We start from the raw sequence: 19,974 nt of genomic DNA, 5'->3' as shown, positions 1-19,974 counted from the left end.
TATCTTTGTGTCGAGAAACTCAAAGAACAAAAATCCATGAAACGCCACTTTATCTTTCTTGTAACCATTCTATGTGCACTATATCTGCTACTTCTTAGTTCATGCAGACAAGAGAAACCCCGTTATATTATCGGCGTGTCACAGTGTAGCGACGACGAATGGCGCACACAAATGAACAAGGAAATCCGCCGCGAAGCACTCTTCTATCCTGGCGTGGAAGTGGATATTTGTTCGGCGAACGACGATAATCGGAAACAAACGGAAGACATCGAACGATTTATCCGTCGAAAAGTAGACCTGATTGTTGTGGCCCCCAACGAAGCAGAAGCCATCACCCCCGTGATAGAAAAAGCATACGCCAAAGGAATTCCCATCGTATTGGTTGACAGACGGATAAACTCTGACCATTATACAGCCTATGTAGGAGCAGACAACTACGAGATGGGCCGACAGATAGGCCACTACATTACCACCCGTTTGGAAGGCAAAGGCAATGTCGTAGAACTGACAGGCTTACAAGGTTCTACCCCTGCAGTCGATCGCCATCGAGGCTTGATGGACGTGTTATCCTATACACAGGGCATACAAATAGTAGCTTGCGCCGATGCCGGATGGTCCAAAAAGTCTGCGGAACAAGCATTTGACTCCATTCTAACCCATCATCCGCAGATTGATTTGGTATTTGCTCACAACGACCGTATGGCAGCAGGAGCACACGCAGCAGCCCTTCGGCATGGACGTGCAGACAAGATGCTGTTTGTAGGTGTAGATGCCCTGCCCGGCAAAGGGTTGGGAGTAGAACTGGTAGCCGATGGTACGCTGGACGGCACTTTCATTTATCCCACGGGCGGCGACCGCGTAATGCAGGTAGCCATGAGCATTTTGGAAAGGAAAAAATATCAACGCGAAAATCTGCTTTCCACCGCTCCTGTCAACCGACAAAATGCCCACGTGATGCAGATGCAGACGGATCACATCGCAACGCTGGACGAAAAAATCGAGAAACTGAACAGCCAGTTGGATACATTTCTGATGCGCTATTCCGCCCAACGTATGTTTCTCTATGCTTGTTTCGTCATCATCATACTGGTAGGTGCACTGCTGGTCTTCGTAGTACGCGCCTTTTGGACCAAAAACCGCTTGAATACCGAATTATCCCAACAAAAAAAGCAGTTAGAGGAACAACGCGACCAACTCATCACTCTGTCGAAACAATTGGAAGAGGCGACGCATGCCAAACTGGCTTTCTTTACCAATGTTTCCCACGACTTCCGCACACCGCTCACCCTCATCGCCGACCCCGTCGACCAACTTCAGCAAAGCCGCAACCTGAACGAGCAGGAACGATTCCTGCTGAATATCATCCATAAGAACGTTACTGTACTGCTACGACTCATCAACCAGATACTTGACTTCCGCAAATTTGAAGAAGGAAAACTGGATATGCATCTCTCTCGATTTGACCTGGCTGCCTCGCTACACGAATGGACAGACGCTTTCCGAACATTGGCCTACAGAAAACACATCCGCTTCAACATTGATACTCCTGAAACTGAAGGCAAAGAAAACGAAGAAAGCATCATTACCGCCGATGCGGAAAAAATAGAACGCATCTTGTACAACCTCTTGTCCAACGCCTTTAAGTTCACTCCTGAGAACGGAAGCGTCCACGTCAGTCTTGAGTTTTTCCATAAAGAAGACGCCCGTTGGATACGTTTGCAAGTGACAGATACCGGAGTAGGCATGTCTGCCGACCAGATACAGCACATATTCGAAAGCTTCTACCAGATAGACATCCACCATGCAGGATCGGGTATCGGCCTTGCTTTGGTAAAAGCATTCGTAGAAATGCACGGAGGTACTATCCACGTAGACAGCATAGCAGGGCAAAGTACCCGCTTCTATATTGAAATGCCTGCTCATCAGAGTGGCACTTTAGAGAGTAACACTACCCGTAGCGCCGTGTTAGCCAATCTGAAAGAAGGCGCCGTACTGGCCGCCGACCAGGGGACAATACAAGTAGCCAATCACGAAACAAAACCCGAAGACAAAGAAACCATCCTTGTAATAGACGACAATCAGGATGTACGCGACTATGTCCGCTCCGTTCTTCAGGAAAAATACAACGTCATCGAAGCCGCCAACGGACAAGAAGGCATTCAACAAGCAATGAAGTACGTACCCGATGCCATTATCTGCGACGTGATGATGCCGGTTATGGACGGCATGGATTGCTGCCGCCGCTTGAAGTCGGAATTGCAGACATCGCACATCCCCGTGATGATGCTCACGGCCTATGCCGTAGACGAGCAGAAGATAAAGGGCTACGAGTGCGGAGCAGATTCCTACATATCCAAACCTTTCAGTGCCCAACTGCTTACCGTCCGCCTGCGCAACCTCATCGAAAACCGTCATCATCTACAAGATTTCTTCTCGGACGGCGTAAAGATACCCTCGCAAAAAGCGCCCGTGGCCGAACTGGATAAAGGTTTTATGGAGAAACTTCATCGCCTAATCAACGACCGTTTGTCCGATTCCAACCTTAGTGTCGAGGATTTGGGTGAAGAAATAGGCTTGAGCCGTGTACAGCTTTATCGCAAGACAAAGGCACTCTGCGGCTATGCTCCCAACGAACTACTGCGCATCGCACGTCTGAAACGGGCCTCTGCACTGTTGGCCTCCACCGAAAAGACAGTAGCTGAAATCACATACGAGGTCGGCTTCAGTTCCCCCTCCTACTTTACCAAATGCTACAAAGAATATTTCGGCGAAAATCCTACCGATTTCCTGAAACGGAAGAATGGAGAATAACCACTGAAGAAAACAATGCTTTGCGGGACGGAAAACGGCGCTTCACGAAAAGGAAAACATTCCAATCCTATTCCAATCCCGCCGTGCGGATAACCGAAAAGCATATAAATTCTTCCTCTGCCATTACAATGCTTTCTCAAAAAACGGATATATGCCAAGGATATGGACGATTTACAAAAAATAGTCTTATTTTTGCAGCCATAAATAAGAACCATGTAATGAAAGACGTATGGCAGAACTGAAAAACGAAGAAACAAGCGAAAAGAAAAGCTTGAACTTCATTGAACAAATTGTAGAAAACGACTTGAGCAACGGTAAAAATGGAGGTAGAGTGCAGACACGCTTCCCGCCGGAGCCTAACGGATACCTGCATATCGGACATGCCAAGGCCATCTGCCTTGATTTCGGCATTGCAGCCGCTCACGGAGGCGTATGCAACCTGCGTTTTGACGATACCAACCCCACGAAGGAAGACGTGGAATACGTAGAAGCCATTAAGGAGGATATCCAGTGGCTGGGCTACCAGTGGGGCAACGAATATTATGCATCGGACTATTTCCAACAACTTTGGGACTTCGCCATCCGCCTCATCAAGGAAGGCAAAGCATACATCGACGAGCAGTCGTCCGAAGAGATTGCGGCACAAAAAGGCACGCCGACCCAGCCGGGTACGGAAAGTCCCTACCGCAATCGCCCTATTGAAGAGAATCTGGAGCTATTCCAAAAGATGAACAGTGGCGAGATAGAAGAAGGCGCGATGGTGCTGCGTGCCAAGATAGACATGGCTAACCCCAACATGCACTTCCGTGATCCCATCATCTACCGGGTGGTAAAACATCCGCACCACCGCACGGGCACAAAATGGAAAGCCTATCCTATGTATGACTTCGCCCACGGACAAAGCGACTTCTTCGAAGGCGTAACCCACTCACTTTGTACATTGGAGTTTGTGGTACACCGTCCACTCTATGATCTTTTCGTCGATTGGCTGAAAGGGAATAAGGATTTGGACGACAACCGCCCGCGCCAATACGAGTTCAATAAGCTGAACCTGAGCTACACGCTGATGAGCAAACGTAACCTGCTGACGCTTGTCAAGGAAGGTTTGGTCAACGGCTGGGACGATCCCCGTATGCCGACCATCTGCGGATTCCGCCGTCGCGGCTATTCGCCAGAGTCCATTCATAAGTTCATCGACAAGATTGGCTACACCACCTACGATGCTCTCAACGAGTTCGCCCTGCTGGAAAGCGCCGTTCGCGAGGACCTGAACGAACGTGCCACCCGTATTTCGGCCGTGCTGAACCCGGTGAAGCTGATTATCACCAACTACCCCGAAGGACAGGTGGAGGAACTGGAAGCCATCAACAACCCTGAACGTCCTGAAGAAGGCAGCCACACTATCGAATTCAGCCGCGAGCTGTGGATGGAGCGCGAAGACTTCATGGAGGATGCTCCGAAGAAATATTTCCGCATGACACCCGGTCAGGAAGTACGCCTGAAGAATGCCTACATCGTGAAGTGTACCGGTTGCAAGAAGAACGAGGCAGGCGAAGTGGTGGAAGTCTACTGCGAATACGACCCCGACTCAAAGAGCGGCATGCCAGGCGCCAACCGCAAAGTGAAAGGTACCCTACATTGGGTAAGCTGCGCCCACTGCCTGGAGGCCAAAGTACGTCTGTACGACCGCCTTTGGAAAGTGGAAAATCCTCGTGACGAATTGGCAGCCATCCGCGAAGCCAAGAATTGCGATGCCCTGACAGCCATGAAGGAGATTATCAACCCCGATTCGCTGAAAGTACTGCCGTGTTGCTATGTCGAGAAGTTTGCTGCCGGCATGAAGCCTCTCACTTATCTCCAATTCCAACGCATCGGCTACTTCAATGTCGATAAGGACTCTACTGCAGAAAAGATGATCTTCAACCGCACGGTGGGGCTGAAAGACACCTGGGGCAAAATAAACAAATAAAAAACAGATACACAACCCCATACGATGAGTAACAAGAACCTGTTGTCGGGCAAAGACAAGGCATTAGCCGAACTGGTGGAAAACTACGAAACGGCACGCGACCAGCACATCTCCATCTACATGGATGCAGAAGATTTGGCCGATATTTCCGAATGGTACGAACGCAACAGCAAGTTCGACGACGCAGCCGAAGTCATCGCGTATGGGCTGAGACTCCACCCCGGCAACACCTCGTTGTTAATAGAACACAGCTACCTGTATCTGAGTTTGTCCGAGCTGGAAAGGGCCAAACAGACAGCCCGGAAAATTACTGAAGAACGCTCAGATGTCATCATCCTGCGTGCCAGACTACTGGTTGAGGAAGGACGCATGGAAGACGCCGAGCTGCAACTGGACATGTTGGAAGACAAATACAGCAAGGAGAACATTATAGATGTGGCCTATATGTATTTGGAATCTAACCACTACGATCGGGCAATGGAAAGGCTTTCACATTGGCGATGGGACAAAGAAGATACAGAATACTGCTGTATTATGGCAGACAGTCAGCTCGACCGGAAAAATTATGCGAAAGCTCTGACCTACTATAATAAGCTGATAGACAACGACCCCTATCACCCGCAATACTGGATGGCGGTAGCACGCTGCCACATGGGCATGCAGGAATTCGGGAAAGCCATTGACGCTTGTGACTATGCCCTGCTGGCCAACGACGAATTAGGCGAAGCCTACGCCATTAAAGGCTACTGCTTTCTGGAGCTTGGCAACGACGAAGAGGCCGTCAGATGCTATAAAGAGGCTGTCAAATTACATAGCATTGCCCCTGCATACCTGAACTCCATGTTAGGACAAATCAAGCTGGAAAAAGAAGAATGGGAGAAGGCTTATAACGAATTGTATATCGCTTGGAAACATGAGAAGGATTTAAAAGACCCGATTACACGTTCATCACTCTACGCCGGCATGGCCATCTGCATTTATAAACTGGGTAATGAGAAATATGAAGGGCAGGCACTCGATTACTGCCACAAAGCCATTGACATTGATTATCTCAATGTAGACGCCCATCTGTTGGGAGGACTGATTTATGCACAACGGGGAGAAAAACAAAAAGCCATTGACATGTGGGAAGAAATAGGCAGTGATGACAATACGGCCGATACATGGTCTGAAATAGCCGCTTATAGCAGCGAAGCAGACATGTACAGCTATTCTGTCAGCGCCTTGGAGCATATCGAACAATGTAAACCCGATTATCCTAATCTGTACCAGCGACTTACCGTGTCTTGTATTCTGTCCGGCGAAACAAAGAAAGCCCGACACTACAACCAACAGACAGAAAGTCCGATGAGCGAAAAATACATGGAAAATCTGCAAACATTAGTCAAGAAAATGTCTGATAGAGAGACTATACAGGTAATGAAAGCCTACCTGACAGAACCGATCCGGCGGCGAAAAGAATAAGCTATATAAAAAACTCTATAAAAAAGAGAGTACGAGCATTATGAAAAGAAAACTGAAAGACTACGCACTTATCGCACTGAAAGGCATGGGCATGGGAGCCGCCGATGTCGTACCCGGTGTTTCGGGCGGTACCATTGCCTTCATTGTAGGCATCTACGATGAACTGATAGAAACGATCAAGAGCATTAACATGGAAAGCATCCGCCTGTTTCTCACGGGAAAATGGGAATCGTTTTGGAAGAAAATCAATGGGAATTTTCTACTCTCACTTTGGTTTGGAATTGGCATCAGTATCTTTTCGCTCGCAAAAGCCATAACTTGGCTACTCACTACCCACCCCATATTGGTTTGGGCATTTTTCTTCGGCCTGGTACTGGCTTCTACCTGGTTTGTAGGAAAAGACATCAAGAGGTGGAATTGGAAAACAGTTATCGGATTTATCATCGGTGCCATGATAGCTTACTACATAACCGTTGCTACTCCCGCAGAGACGTCGACCCATCCGCTGTTCATCTTCCTATGTGGTGCTGTCGCTATCTGTGCCATGATTCTTCCGGGTATTTCAGGGAGTTTCATTCTTGTATTGTTAGGTAAATATTTCTATATCATGGAAGCGGTAAAAACACTCAATATCACGACATTGGCTATCTTTGCAGCAGGTGCAGTCATTGGCATCATCAGTTTCTCGCGTTTGTTATCGTTTGCCTTGAAGCATTTCCGTAACATCACCTTAGCCATCCTGACGGGCTTCATGCTGGGTTCACTCAACAAAGTATGGCCATGGAAAGAAATAGCCGACAACACACATGGCATGCCTATCGAAACCAACATCCTGCCCAATGCCTACATTGGCGAAGCAATCGCATTGATGGTAGTAGGCTTCCTTATGGTCTGCTTCCTTGAAAAGCTATCCAATAAGACAGATCAATAGAACAAGGAGAGCTAACCCCGTCACATTTAATACATAGCAAGGCATTATTAGATATATCCTCCCTTTTGCATATCAGGCCGAAATTGTGTATTAATCTGTGCCTTGAATGTACGATGTCGGCCTTGTTCTTCAGCAGGTCGTCGATACACTCTATGATGCACCTCTTCCTTAGCATGATTTCTCCACATGGACATGAGCCTGTTCTTCATGTTTGCCCTCAGCCCGTGTACAAGATGTATGCCCCTGTCAAAAAGGTTCTCGATATTGTGCGAATACTTTGCGTGATTATCGGTACAAAGTTGGCAAAGCCATCATCAACAGTAGCCATTTTGAAACGTATCTTGCTTCCTCATGATTAATGATATTATTGTTTGCCAATTATTTCCAGATAAAGTGCCAGCCCTTTGACTGTCAGAAGATATTTCTGGCGTGAATGGCGCGGTGAGTCAGGGTACAGCAAACGTACATAGCCTTTAGATATGGATGGCTTCAAGTAGAGATTAAGGAAGTTATCGCGCCCTTTCAATCCAAGTGCTTCCATTATCTGTTTTACAGACATTTGCTGTTCACCAAGCATTCGCACCAATTTTTCAATATTCGGGTTGTTTGTATGCAGCTTGTCCTGCAGTGTATCATCAATTGCCGCGCACTTGTCCTGCGCTTGTCCTGCACTTGTCCTGTCAGCAAGATTCGGTTGAACTTTCCATTCTTCCGTCGGGTTTATATGCAGATAACGATTGCGCAAATCCCATTTTTCACCCAACAGCAGATTGCGGAAGAATCGCTCCAAATAAATAGGAGTATAGTCTATGCCTTTCAAAGCGTTCTTGTAGTTTGCGCGCACCAGTGCATTTCGAAAGTACCACGAGTGTTTTGCAAACATATCGTTGGTGATGTCGAATCCAATGGAGCGGAGATACTGAATCGTGAATACCGCCGTCGTGCGGGTATTTCCTTCCCCAAACGCATGAATCTGCCAAAGACCCGATACGAAACGGGTAATGTGGGAAATCATGGCATCGGCGGTAATGCCTTTATAGCTGAAATTGCGCTCCTGTTCAATGTCATAGTCCAATGCCCTGCGCAAATCCTCCCAATTCAGATAGTTTACCGTTTCATTCTCCAGCACCCACTCTTTTTTCGTGATATTGTAGTCACGAACTCTGCCTGCATGCTTGAATATGCCGGCAAAGATTCGGCGATGTAGCGCAATGTATCCCTGGGTACTGAAATCCAGTGTACGATTTGACAGGATTTTGGATATATTCGCTGATACCCCGTCAGCCTCTCGTTTCTCATCATCATCAGGCTCCCGGTTGGACTTTGACCGGTAATAAGTCTTTATGAGTTCACGAACTTCATCAATGTCGATTTCTCCCTCAATGTGCCTTTTGGCTGTTTCATTGAGGTAATCAGAAGTCGTAAGCCCATCAACAGCCTGCAGACCTATGGCAGTCTGCCAGATATACGCCTTTTCCCTTTTCTCCGGCTCTCCCTGGCGGATATACTCGTCAAAATCGGTTATTGTTTTTCTATCTTCATTCATACGCTACTCCATTGCGACTAATTAAATTAAGAATCAATTATGGTATAACATAACCCTATCTTCTGCCTTCTCAACAATCTTGACAAGACCATTGTTTATCTGCATCGCTAATAACAACTTATCATCGCAACAACCCTTATTTGGCGCAAATGATTATTAACTAATTATGTTTTACAAATATGTGCTCAATATGATATGCTAAAAATTCAGGGTTGGGGTTATGTTTGTTTGGAAGCATAATTGGCTTATCTTCAATTGGCGCAAAGCAATTTTGATAAGAAAGGTGTTTTTTATAATTTTTCAACTCTTTTGATATTATTACCGTATAATCATCCGGCCGTATGCCAATATAACCCTTATCAAAGGCTTTGTCATACAAAGGAGAAAGACAAATCCCATTAGTTGAAATCATTTCCTCATCTGTCCAGGCATTTCTTATCATAATAAACAGGTTTTGTTATTATACAGCAAATATACTAAAAACATTTTAGATATTATCCATAAACGGTTGATATAATCCCACGAACAGTACAATCCGTCACTATCACCCACATTTTCTCTTCCTGTTTGTTCATTGCTTTACGGTATTACGATTTCTATCACTTTGCTGGTATCAATGCCGAGAATATCCACGACTTTCACCATGATTTTATAACGGCCCGGACGGTCGTACTGGTGCGACGGAGCGGTCAGTTCGAGCGTCGGCGACTGCTTCGTGCGGAAACTCTGCCATTCGTTCTCAAAGATGTAGTTGCCCGTCCACTTCTCATGTACCTCGCCCGTCTCCTTGTCCGTAGTGCAGATAATTTCGCGCTTGTCCTCGTAGTTGTAGTCGATAGCCCAGTAATCGACCCAGTCGTGCCAATTCTCCGTCAATATCTGTTCGCTCAAGATGCCCTCTTTGCTGACTTCTTTTTTGATAATCATGCCGCCGTCGATAACGATACGCGACTTCCCTGCCTTGACCTCGACGTCGTCCAAATCGTCCTGCGTGTAGTTGGAAACGAAATCCGACAGGCTTACGGTCAGCCGGCGACCGACGACCTTGCATTGTGCATTGAGATAGGCGACATCGTAAAAATGCACCTGGTTCCGTTCTACGGCCCGACGGTCGAACACATCGCGCGGGATATATTTCAGCCTGAAATCGACACCCTGCTCCTTTAATTTCTGGATATATTGCGGGGTAAGTCCCATTTCGAACTCGAAGCCGAGCACATCGACCGCCGTCACCATTTGCTTGCGGCATTCCTCGAACAGGTCGTCAAGGCGGGTTTGCGTTACGGGCATATCCAACGCACCGATATGCACGAAGCGGTCGCCCTTCACGCCATGCAACAGGGGTGTGTTGTCGATGCGTTTCGCCTTGTAGGCTTCGAGAATCAGATTGATATATTGCTCTTCATTACGGATATTTCCAATAGACCTACACATATCATCCATAAAGAACTGCCGTTCGTATTTGCCGAGGTTCAGCACCTCGAATGCGCGATAGTCCTGACCCGCCTTGCAGCGTTCGCGCTGTACGCCGATAAGTCGTTTGCGAGTAGTATGTATGGCAAAACGTCCCAAGTCGCAAGCAATCCATTTGCGGTTGAGTTTTTCGGCGACGGCAGCAGTTGTGCCGCTTCCGCAAAAGAAATCGCCGACCAAATCGCCCTCGTTGCTCGATGCCTTGATAATGCGCTCTAACAGGGCTTCAGGTTTTTGTGTTGGATAACCCTCAAATTCATTTATTAGACGACCAACTGTTGAAATATCAGGCCACCAATCTTCTAATAATTTCCCTTTCTCTTCTAATTCCTTCAGTACTGTATTTGCTGTATCTGAACCCTTAAATCCGAATCCTCCGACTCCATGGAGTCCCGATTTATGCTTAACCCGTTGAGGATTAAATATTGATTCTATGGATTTTGAGTAAAATAGTATAGAATCGTGCTTTTTAGGGAAACAATTTCTTGACCTTTGAGGGCCTGTGTAGCACCATACTATTTCATTTCTAAAATTACCTTTTCCGAAGACATCATCCAACATTAACCGCAAAACACTTGAAACCCGCCAGTCACAATGCACATAGATTGAGCCGTCATCTGCTAACAAGTCGTGAATCAGGCGCAAGCGCTCGTACATCATTGACAAGTAAGAGGAAATACCCCGTCCCCACGTGTCCCGATAGGCAATTTCTTCGATAACGCTCTGTTTCTTGGTTACGCTGTCATTGCCTATGGCAATATCGAAGCCGAAGTCCGATCCGACGGCAAACGGCGGGTCGATATAAACCAGTTTCATTCCGCCGACAGCCTCTATCGCACGGCGCATCGGACCGTTCAGCAACGAGGAGACGACCAATTTGTTGTCGCCCCATATCAGTTTGTTCGTCCAGCCTTTGAGTTGGCGTCCCCGGGTATCGAATATCGCAAGTTCCGCATTGTGTTCGGCTCGCGGTTCGTCGATTTGTTCGATGCTGTGAAACGGCAGCGCAACATTCGTCACCTGCTCGTTGCGTCCATTCCAAAACAGGAACACTTCCTCATCGTCCCCCGCAAAAAGGTCGTATATCATCGACTTGTCCAACTTCTTACCCTGTCGGATAAGTTCTATCATCTCGTTTTTTCTAATATCAGCCATAATGGTATAATCGTTTAATCTTACATAAATTATTTTACTTCAAACAGTTCTACGACATCGGCAAAAGTCCGCAGTTTGTCGCGGTACTTATCCCATTCTTTTTGCAGAATATAGAGCGACGACCATTGCTGCTCTTGTACCCTATTTACATCTACACACCATTGTCGCAACCGTTCCCGCTTCAATCGGACATCTTCATCCTCAACGCCTTTCAGTTCGACGGCATAGCATCGACCGTTGCTGCATCGGACTAAAAAATCGGTGTAGTAGGCAGCTATCCGCCCCTCCGAGTTCTGATATTCGATGCTGAAACCCACACCTGTTTCCGTATTCTTTGCATAGGCTACCACATCTCCCCATTTTTCCATTGCCGCCGCAAACTGCAATTCGTATTCGCTGTCCCCGATAACCTTGTCAAAGAGCGATTTTTTTGGCGCGGCTATATAGGGTTGGTGCTTGACGACAATCGGACGGCTCTTTGCAACAGAGGCATAGCCGCGATTTGTCATATCTGTACGTTCTACGATAGTGAGACGGGAGATAGCCTTTTTGAATGTTTCGTAAACAATGCGGATAGCCGTTGCCTCAGACAGATTGCGGAGCGTCTGCGGATCAGACAAAACGACCTCCCTGCCCCATAGCCGATACTTAATGAAACTTTCGACTTTCGGATAGAGAATATGGTGTCCGTTCAGCAGGCGGGCTTCGCGCAGAATCGAATGCGTAATAGCCGTCAGTACATTGCGATAGTCGGGAGTATGGCTATGGCTGAAAATTGTCGTATGCGTGATTTTGCCCTCTATATCTCGATATACAATCTCTTTTATCTCATCGTCGGAATAGTGCCTAAACGGAGCCTGTTCGCTCTCAAAATCTGCGACGTTCAACTCTGCGAGGTTCTTTTGTTCACGGATTATCTTTGGGCGCATCTGCGGAATCCGAATATCGAGTGCATCGGCATCTTTATCTTTATCGATCGACACGCTGATATTACCCTTTACCTGTGTATCTGCGCCCATAGGTGCATATTCAAACTCTACACCCTCATCTTTGAGTGTTTCTACAAACTCCAAAAACTCCCGTGTGCCGATAACCACCAATTCTTCGGGCGTGTTGAGGTCGAACATCTTGCGCAGACCGCGCCCTATGGTCTGTTCGGGCAGGATATTCGATTTCGCCTTGAACGGTCGCAAACCGACAATCGTCGTAACATTCCGCACATCCCAGCCCTCGCGGAGCATCAACACCGAAACGATGACCTTGTATCGTGAAGTGTCCCTGTCTATCTCATCGGCAGCCGTGCGGAGCATCATCAATTCCTCTTTATCCCTTTTGCCCGAATCGACCACATCGCCGTTCTTGTTGGTGTGAATCGTCAGTACGGCATTGTTGAGGAAAGTATATTCGCGTTGCAGGAAATCGGCTACGGCATCCGCCTCCCTTGTGTTGGTCGTCATTATGAACAGCACGGGTTTCTTTACGCCGTTGAGGGCGTCGTATTGCTTTTTCCACTCCACCACACCCAGCTCGATAAAACTGCGATAACGCTCCACAAATTCGACACTATCCTGTGTCTCCAATTTCAGGCGTGAAGCCTCATCGGGCAGGGTCGGTGACTTGACAACCTGCTGCCGAATAGCCTCGACCAGCGGATAGTCGCATATCGTCTGCACGAAGATTGCGCCATTGGCATGTTTCGGGGTTGCCGTGAAATCCGCCTGCAAAGAAAGCCCGTTGCCGTATCTCAATTTGAGGCGGTTGTGTATGTCGCTGATACACTTGTGCCATTGCAAGTCCTCATCGTGGATGTGGTGCGCCTCATCATTCACGACAACTAAATCCTTTATCTGACCGCTGCGGAGCAACTTGCCCAAATCTATTCCGCTGGCGGTATCTGCGTCGGGTTTTGGCTTGATGCCTAAAAAGGTTTCCTCGACCGACAACCTTGCAGGGTCTGACACATAGACGCGGTGTATATTCGTTAGAAATATGTTGCCCGATTCGGATATGCCATGAACATCGTCCTGCAAATGAAGTGTCGGCTGAAAATCGCTACGCCAATAGCGGTCGCAATAGTCATCGTCGGGCAGGAACGGTTCGTCAAAGAACATTCGCAGACCCTCGAAATCTTTGAGCAGCCGATTAAAGACAATGATATTCGGAGCGATAAACAGGAAATTTTTTGACAGGATGCTGTCGGGTTCGTACAACTTATGGAAATAAGACCATACGATAACCAACGCGGCGACTTTCGTCTTTCCCGCACCCGTCGCCATTTTCACTACATACCGCGTCCAGTTCTCATCAAAGGCATCGGGCGTAAGTTCGCCGCTCGAATCGAATTGTGCAATCAGTTGGTATTTGTCGCGGGCTTCGGCAGCCTCGTAAAGATAGATGATGCTCTCAATGGCTTCCCGCTGCGAGAAAAAGAATCGGAAATTATCGGGATGCGGCGTGTCGAACCAAAAGCGAAGCAATGCCAACGATGTTTCGCTCGTGTGCGGATAACCCGCTTTGCGCCATTCGGCAACCGCCACACGGATTTTCTCTACAAGTGGGGCTGTGGCACTGTCGGCGTTTTCCGGTCGCCATCGCTCCTGCGGCGTAAGAATTTGGAATGGATTAGTGTTCATGGTCGGGATTTATTGCGCGATAGCATTTATCCCGATAAGTACAGATACAAAAAACGTGGACTATTTCCGATACTGATTCTGAGGTCTTCGACTACCTATCACTCAATATATGGAATAAAGCCCACGTGTATAACACGTGAGCATCAACTTTATTCCGTAGAGTGATTTTTTGAAAGTGTCGAAGTTTCAGAATCACAGAATAAATGCTAACGCCTTATTTTAATATGTCAATATCTCTTTCTTTTTCCTCTTTAAAATTATTTACAGTGTTTTGTTTGTTACACAATTCACAATTATGCACAAAAATATGCACATCTTTTGATATATCAAAGTAAACGCTATCATATTTTATCGAAATATTATTTAATGTGAGTCCGGGATAAGCTCCTGTTAAAACAATGTCGTAGCCATTTTGAAATGGCAAACTTCTGTAGCTGTCAACATTACGCATCAAACTAACAATATTTCACCATGTTCTGTCCGTGAAGAAGCCGGCAGGCGCACGCCAACGACGTGCTTTCATGCCTGCCGACAAAGCACTTCCTGACACTCGGACAAAGCATTGCATGGCACCCTGACGAAGTGCTTCGTTACCTTCTCATGAAGCACTGCATGGGAACCCGGAAAAAGGCGGCCCGGTTCCCTCCCGAAACTGTCCCGCTTTTGCCCGGAACTCTATGTTTCCCTTCAGAAAATACGACCTTCCGCATCACATGATTCCGCTGAAGCAGGCGGGCAAGGCGGGCAAGGCGGCAAGAAAAAAAGTTTCCCGTTTTCCGCCTTCACGGTTTCACGGGCCGGCAAACGCCTGTCAACGAGCGAGATAGTGTGAAAGATGGGGTGAAGGCGTGAAAGTTCTTTCACGGAGAATGGGAATACCGCAGAACATTTGTGTGCGATGCCCCGAACGGCTTGTTTCCTGCTTTCACCGCAACCCGCTTACAGTCAGCCCGTTCCGGTGAAACTTCACCGGGGCACATCCCCTGTTTCCGGTGAAAGATATAAAAGACGCTAAAGGCAGCCCCGGACGCAGCCGGAGGACTTGACAAAGGCCTTAAAATGTTGTATCTTTACAGGAAAAAATAAGAACCAACCGCATCCGCTTATGAACCTGATTTACCAGCTAAGAGATCTGTTCACTTCCCGCCGGGAAGCGCCCCTGCCGGCTCCCGCCAACTCCTACAGGGAACTTCTGTCGAACCTCAACGAATACTGCGGCCGCCTGCCGGGCGGCGAAGTCTTCCTCGTCACGGGCGACGGCGAGTTCACCGTCCAACTGACCTGGACGCCCCAGACACCCCGCCCCGACAAGCGCATCTTCAGCCTGAACGGGCGGAACGAGGTGACGGAATGGATAGAGCAGGAAGAGGCCGAACCGGAGACGGATACGTTGAAAGACAAAGACAAGGAGCAAGCTGAAGAGGCCGTCGACCGGAAGGACTCCAGGCAACGCCGGATCATGCAGCGCCTGACCCGCTACCTGAAGCTGCACTACGCCTTCCGCTACAACCTGCTGACGGAGCGCACGGAGTGCGCCCGCCTCGACACGGAGGCTGCGGACGATTCGCACCGCCTTCTTTATACGCCCGTGGATAGCCGTGTCCTGAACGGCATCGCCCTCGGTGCTATGGAGGACGGAGTGGATTGCTGGGACAGGGACGTGAAGCGATACGTGGAATCCGACCACGTAAGGGCTTACCATCCGTTCGACCTGTACTTCAAGCACCTGCCTGAATGGGACGGCAAGGACCGGGTGGAAGACCTGGCAAAGCGGGTCTCCGGCAACGGGGTTTGGATACGTTCCTTCCACCGCTGGATGCTGGCCGTCACCGCCCAGTGGACAGGCACGGGCGACCGGGGCCGTCGTGCCAACAGTGTGGCCCCGCTCCTCATCAGCACCACGCAGGGATTGGGCAAGTCCACCTTCTGCCGGATGCTGCTCCCCCAAGAGTTGCGCGACTATTTCACCGAGAGCTTCGACCTGACCAACGCCTCATCGGCGGAAAACAAGTTGGCGTCCTACGGTTTGATCAACCTCGACGAGTTCGACCGCCTGCCTGCCTCCCGCCTGCCGCAGCTGAAGAACCTGATGCAGATGGAAGACCTGCGCGTGCGCCGTGCCTACCGCCGTTCGGCGGAGGCTTTGCCAAGAATCGCCTCGTTCATCGGCACGAGCAACCGCCGTGACCTGCTGACCGACCTGTCGGGCAGCCGACGTTTTATCTGTGTGGAAGTGGAGCGGGCCATCGACTGTACGACTCCCCTCGACCATGCCCAACTGTACGCCCAGCTCCTGCACGAGCTGAATAACGGCGGACGCTGCTGGTTCAGCAAGGCGGAGGAGGCGGAAATCCAGGCGGCGAACCGTCCGTTCTACCGCGTGAAGCCCGCCGAGGAACTCATTGGCAGCTGCTTCGAGTTTGCCGAAGCAAGTGAGGAGGGTGCGCATCTGATGTCTGCGGCAGACATCTACGCCGCCTTGAAGAAGAAGAACCCGGCAGCGTTAAGGGGCTGTTCGTGCACGGCGTTCAGTCACCTGCTGGCGCAGATGGGAAGAAGGGTGCATACGCGGTACGGCAACGGGTACTGGGTGAAAGCGTCGGATGATGGGAGTGTGCCAAAATGAAAAGGCATAATCATTATGTAATGTCATCCTGAACGAAGTGAAGGATCTCTTTCTCATAACAGAGATGCTTCACGCTGTTCAGCATGACAGATGAGCAGGATTATATAAACTATAAGCATTTACTTATTGTTCGCACTATTCATATACACCTTCGAAATGATATGTTATCTTAGGCAAATTTTCATATTTATTGTCACCCATCCATAATTCCGTAGGGGACATATTGAAGATTATAGAGTTTCTTTTGGGTTCGGCATCACCGCCATAGTTTTTAGCAAATACGATTCTGACTGTAGGAGGTGCGCCCAATCCACCTAATATAGTGACATCTTTGGGATATAACCCGAAATTAACAACACTATAATCAAGCTGTGTAATGTCATATCCGGCTACAACAGTCACTTCGCTTATATCACGCAAACGTTCTGAAAGAGTTTCGTCTGAAATCAACTCCGATAACGGCTGTAATGGCATATTAAACTTCAGAGAGTCACGCGAAACTGCTAATGCATTTTGTAATGTCTTGTCGTAACCATTTGAACTCACAACATGAACAGTGCCATGATAAGTACCTTTCATGTCAAATAGAGTTTGTTGTATTATTTCTTTAGAAAATTTCTCTTCCTCTTTATTACAACCGATAAAGGTGAATGTAAGCAGGAATAATATCATTATTCCAAATAAACTCTTTGTTTTCATATTACTTTAATTAACATTTATGTATCTACTCTTAATCAGCACAACTTTTTAACAAAGCTCTATTAATGTCGCAAATGTAGCATTTATGATTAATTAACGCACCCATTCGGAATAAGAAAAGTCTCATAAAAGTTGTTAACCCGCAAATATCTTGCATCTTTACAGGTGACTTACAACAGCTTACAAGAATAGAAACGATGATTACCGAGGACAAAGTTATGGACATTTTCTGTATGATGGATGAGTTTTGCAAGCATTTCGCATCCGAATGTGCGTAAATCTTAAACCTTCTCTTGTATTCTTTGTTTGAAAAGTTTTATCTTTGTGGGGAATTAATAGACATATTCTTATCAATAGAAAACTAAAAGACTGAAAATTATGGCAATGCATACATGGTTCGAATGTAAAGTTCGATATGAAAAAACAATGGAAAACGGCATGAACAAGAAGGTTACGGAGCCTTATCTGGTAGATGCACTCAGCTTTACCGAAGCCGAAGCACGCATCATCGAAGAGATTACTCCTTTCATCAGCGGGGAATTCACGGTAGCCGACATCAAACGTGCCAACTATAGCGAACTTTTCCCCTGCGACGAAGAAGCTGCCGACCGCTGGTTCAAGTGCAAACTTCTTTTTATCACACTCGATGAAAAGAGCGGTGCGGAGAAAAAAACATCTACTCAAGTATTGGTACAAGCTGCCGATTTGCGTGATGCCGTAAAGAAACTGGATGAAGGGATGAAAGGCACCATGGCCGACTATCAGATAGCCTCTGTAACCGAAACACCTATCATGGATGTATATCCTTACAGTGTCGAGCCCGACAATAAGCCGGAAGTGTAAAGATACGAAAAAGAGATGATTGGAGAACGCATCAAAGAAATACGGAACGAACTGCCCGAAGGGGTACGGTTGGTAGCCGTATCGAAGTTTCACCCGAACGAGGCCATCGAAAAAGCTTACCGGGCAGGACAACGTATCTTCGGCGAAAGTAAGGTACAGGAAATGACTGCCAAGCATGAAAGTCTTCCAAAAGATATCGAATGGCACTTCATCGGTCACCTACAGACCAACAAGGTGAAATACATCGTACCTTATGTTTCGCTCATCCACAGCATCGACTCTTTCAAACTCCTGACCGAAGTGGACAGGCAGGCTGCCAAAGCGGGCCGCAGGGTGAATTGCCTGCTACAATTACACATCGCCTGCGAAGAGACCAAATTCGGCTTCAGCTTCGACGAATGTCGCCAGATGCTGGCCGAAGGCCAATGGCGTCAGTTTCAGTACATCCGCCTATGCGGACTTATGGGCATGGCCACCAACACGGACAATACCGAACAAATCAAGAAGGAATTCCGATCTTTAAGCGACTTCTTCCGTGAAGTAAAGTCTACATGGTTTGCCGATGAAGAAACTTTCCGCGAACTTTCAATGGGCATGTCACACGACTACCACGAAGCCATTACTGAAGGGAGCACACTGGTACGTGTAGGAAGCAGCATTTTCGGAGAACGAATTTATTAATTTAAAAAATAAAACATCATGGCAACAACGTTACAAACAACTTTTGCCGGGCTTTCCTTAAGAAATCCCATTATCGTCAGCAGTTCAGGTCTGACAGACAGTGCAGCCAAAAATCAAAGACTCTGCGAAGCAGGAGCAGGAGCTATCGTACTGAAGTCTCTCTTCGAAGAGCAGATCATGATGGAAGTCTATCAGCACGACGATCCTTCCATGTCACCCGAAGCAGCAGACAAACTATCCGTCTATATCCTCCACCACAAATTAGGCGAATATCTCAACCTGATACGTGAAAGCAAGAAGGTGTGCGACATCCCCGTTATCGCCAGTATCAACTGCTATAAAGATGACGTATGGGCCGACTTCGCCAAGCAGATTGAAGAATCCGGAGCCGATGCGCTGGAAATCAATATTTTAGCTTTGCAAACGGATGTACAATACACCTATGGCAGCTTTGAGCAACGCCACATCGACATCCTTCGTCACATCAAGAAAACGGTCAAAATCCCCGTCATCATGAAACTGGGCAACAACCTGACCAACCCTGTGGCTCTCATTGACCAGCTTTATGCCAACGGAGCTGCGGCCGTCGTACTGTTCAACCGCTTCTATCAGCCGGACATCAATATCGACAATATGACGCAGATTGCAGGTGACGTATTCAGCAATGAGGCCGACCTCTCCAACTCACTTCGCTGGACAGGCATTGCCTCGGCGGCTGTCAGCAAGATAGATTATGCTATTTCAGGCGGCATTCACTCGGCTGAAGGCATTGTAAAAGCCATTCTGGCAGGAGCTTCCGCCGTAGAAATATGCAGTGTTCTTTACAAAGAATCATCTGCCGTCATCAACGAATACAACAAATTTGTGGCTAACTGGATGGCAAGCAAGGGCATGGGAAGCATCGCCCAGTTCAAGGGTAAAATGAACGTATGCGACGTAAAGGGTGTGAATACCTTTGAACGCACACAATTCCTGAAATATTTTGCTTCGCACGAATAAGCGATTCCGAAAATATAACGGCAAAGAACTGTATCACAATCGAAGAATATTCTTCTTCGTGATACAGTCCTTGCTTTTTTTGGTTTTTCTTATATCGTATAGTTCCAGCATACTGGACTACTTCGCACAAAAAACAGTTCTCCA

At 47.6% G+C, this 19,974-nt stretch carries 14 protein-coding genes and 1 pseudogene; 8 read left to right on the top strand and 7 right to left on the bottom strand.

The genetic code is table 11. From position 1 onward, the window contains the following. Positions 1–36 precede the first annotated feature (36 nt). The 4 genes from Q0Z70_RS04010 (at position 37) to Q0Z70_RS03995 (ending at position 7,175) form a co-directional block, all read left to right on the top strand. A complete protein-coding gene (locus Q0Z70_RS04010; protein ID WP_298072842.1) occupies positions 37–2,811 on the top strand; it encodes a substrate-binding domain-containing protein in 2,775 nt (924 codons plus the stop codon). A 229-nt stretch (positions 2,812–3,040) separates the two neighbouring features. Next, entirely contained in the window at positions 3,041–4,780 is a 1,740-nt protein-coding gene (locus tag Q0Z70_RS04005) for a glutamine--tRNA ligase/YqeY domain fusion protein (RefSeq protein WP_298072839.1), read from the top strand. A gap of 24 nt (positions 4,781–4,804) precedes the next feature. After that, entirely contained in the window at positions 4,805–6,244 is a 1,440-nt protein-coding gene (locus tag Q0Z70_RS04000; RefSeq protein WP_298072838.1) for a tetratricopeptide repeat protein, read from the top strand. 40 nt (positions 6,245–6,284) lie between these two features. Then, entirely contained in the window at positions 6,285–7,175 is an 891-nt protein-coding gene (locus Q0Z70_RS03995; RefSeq protein WP_298072837.1) for a DUF368 domain-containing protein, read from the top strand. A gap of 79 nt (positions 7,176–7,254) precedes the next feature. On the opposite strand, the pseudogene Q0Z70_RS03990 reads toward Q0Z70_RS03995, so the two are convergent. From Q0Z70_RS03990 to Q0Z70_RS03965, 6 genes and pseudogenes are all read right to left on the bottom strand, one after another. Next, a pseudogene (locus Q0Z70_RS03990) lies at positions 7,255–7,435 on the bottom strand (transposase); the annotation flags it as partial. Between the two features lie 104 nt (positions 7,436–7,539). Next, positions 7,540–8,721, bottom strand: coding sequence for a Fic family protein (locus Q0Z70_RS03985; RefSeq protein ID WP_298072836.1), 1,182 nt, complete (start codon positions 8,719–8,721; stop codon positions 7,540–7,542). 160 nt (positions 8,722–8,881) lie between these two features. Next, entirely contained in the window at positions 8,882–9,163 is a 282-nt protein-coding gene (locus Q0Z70_RS03980; protein ID WP_298072835.1) for an HNH endonuclease, read from the bottom strand. A gap of 137 nt (positions 9,164–9,300) precedes the next feature. Beyond that, positions 9,301–11,349, bottom strand: a complete 2,049-nt coding sequence (locus Q0Z70_RS03975; RefSeq protein WP_298072834.1) for a site-specific DNA-methyltransferase — start codon at positions 11,347–11,349, stop codon at positions 9,301–9,303. Between the two features lie 29 nt (positions 11,350–11,378). Continuing rightward, entirely contained in the window at positions 11,379–13,982 is a 2,604-nt protein-coding gene (locus Q0Z70_RS03970; protein WP_298072833.1) for a DEAD/DEAH box helicase family protein, read from the bottom strand. Between the two features lie 214 nt (positions 13,983–14,196). After that, positions 14,197–14,436: a hypothetical protein gene (locus tag Q0Z70_RS03965; protein ID WP_298072832.1), complete on the bottom strand. Its 240-nt coding sequence runs from the start codon at positions 14,434–14,436 to the stop codon at positions 14,197–14,199. 651 nt (positions 14,437–15,087) lie between these two features. On the opposite strand from Q0Z70_RS03965, the gene Q0Z70_RS03960 reads away from it, so the two are divergent. Continuing rightward, positions 15,088–16,608 (top strand): VapE domain-containing protein, encoded by a 1,521-nt coding sequence (locus tag Q0Z70_RS03960; protein ID WP_298072831.1) that lies wholly within the window; start codon positions 15,088–15,090, stop codon positions 16,606–16,608. A 135-nt stretch (positions 16,609–16,743) separates the two neighbouring features. On the opposite strand, the gene Q0Z70_RS03955 is transcribed toward Q0Z70_RS03960, so the two are convergent. Continuing rightward, positions 16,744–17,307 (bottom strand): DUF4840 domain-containing protein, encoded by a 564-nt coding sequence (locus Q0Z70_RS03955; protein WP_298072830.1) that lies wholly within the window; start codon positions 17,305–17,307, stop codon positions 16,744–16,746. A gap of 378 nt (positions 17,308–17,685) precedes the next feature. Between Q0Z70_RS03955 and Q0Z70_RS03950 the strand changes: the two genes are divergently transcribed. Genes Q0Z70_RS03950 through Q0Z70_RS03940 form a run of 3 tightly spaced genes read left to right on the top strand, consistent with a single transcriptional unit; the run spans position 17,686 to position 19,830 of the window. Then, positions 17,686–18,150 (top strand): DUF4494 domain-containing protein, encoded by a 465-nt coding sequence (locus Q0Z70_RS03950; RefSeq protein ID WP_298072829.1) that lies wholly within the window; start codon positions 17,686–17,688, stop codon positions 18,148–18,150. A 15-nt stretch (positions 18,151–18,165) separates the two neighbouring features. Then, positions 18,166–18,831 carry a YggS family pyridoxal phosphate-dependent enzyme gene (locus Q0Z70_RS03945; protein WP_298072828.1) on the top strand — a complete coding sequence of 222 codons (666 nt, stop codon included), beginning with the start codon at positions 18,166–18,168 and terminating at the stop codon, positions 18,829–18,831. A gap of 18 nt (positions 18,832–18,849) precedes the next feature. Beyond that, positions 18,850–19,830, top strand: a complete 981-nt coding sequence (locus Q0Z70_RS03940; RefSeq protein WP_298072827.1) for a dihydroorotate dehydrogenase-like protein — start codon at positions 18,850–18,852, stop codon at positions 19,828–19,830. Positions 19,831–19,974: the final 144 nt, after the last annotated feature.

Origin of the sequence: uncultured Bacteroides sp. (assembly GCF_947632445.1) — a bacterium.
Classification (GTDB): domain Bacteria; phylum Bacteroidota; class Bacteroidia; order Bacteroidales; family Bacteroidaceae; genus Bacteroides.
This window is presented reverse-complemented; position numbering and strand designations above follow the sequence as displayed.

Excerpts from the sequence above, each read along its gene's own strand:
- Q0Z70_RS04010 (WP_298072842.1), top strand. The coding sequence starts at position 37 with ATGAAACGCCACTTTATCTTTCTTGTAACCATTCTATGTGCACTATAT.
- Q0Z70_RS04005 (WP_298072839.1), top strand. The coding sequence starts at position 3,041 with ATGGCAGAACTGAAAAACGAAGAAACAAGCGAAAAGAAAAGCTTGAAC.
- Q0Z70_RS04000 (WP_298072838.1), top strand. The coding sequence starts at position 4,805 with ATGAGTAACAAGAACCTGTTGTCGGGCAAAGACAAGGCATTAGCCGAA.
- Q0Z70_RS03995 (WP_298072837.1), top strand. The coding sequence starts at position 6,285 with ATGAAAAGAAAACTGAAAGACTACGCACTTATCGCACTGAAAGGCATG.
- Q0Z70_RS03985 (WP_298072836.1), bottom strand. The coding sequence starts at position 8,721 with ATGAATGAAGATAGAAAAACAATAACCGATTTTGACGAGTATATCCGC.
- Q0Z70_RS03980 (WP_298072835.1), bottom strand. The coding sequence starts at position 9,163 with ATGATAAGAAATGCCTGGACAGATGAGGAAATGATTTCAACTAATGGG.
- Q0Z70_RS03975 (WP_298072834.1), bottom strand. The coding sequence starts at position 11,349 with ATGGCTGATATTAGAAAAAACGAGATGATAGAACTTATCCGACAGGGT.
- Q0Z70_RS03970 (WP_298072833.1), bottom strand. The coding sequence starts at position 13,982 with ATGAACACTAATCCATTCCAAATTCTTACGCCGCAGGAGCGATGGCGA.
- Q0Z70_RS03960 (WP_298072831.1), top strand. The coding sequence starts at position 15,088 with ATGAACCTGATTTACCAGCTAAGAGATCTGTTCACTTCCCGCCGGGAA.
- Q0Z70_RS03955 (WP_298072830.1), bottom strand. The coding sequence starts at position 17,307 with ATGAAAACAAAGAGTTTATTTGGAATAATGATATTATTCCTGCTTACA.
- Q0Z70_RS03950 (WP_298072829.1), top strand. The coding sequence starts at position 17,686 with ATGGCAATGCATACATGGTTCGAATGTAAAGTTCGATATGAAAAAACA.
- Q0Z70_RS03945 (WP_298072828.1), top strand. The coding sequence starts at position 18,166 with ATGATTGGAGAACGCATCAAAGAAATACGGAACGAACTGCCCGAAGGG.
- Q0Z70_RS03940 (WP_298072827.1), top strand. The coding sequence starts at position 18,850 with ATGGCAACAACGTTACAAACAACTTTTGCCGGGCTTTCCTTAAGAAAT.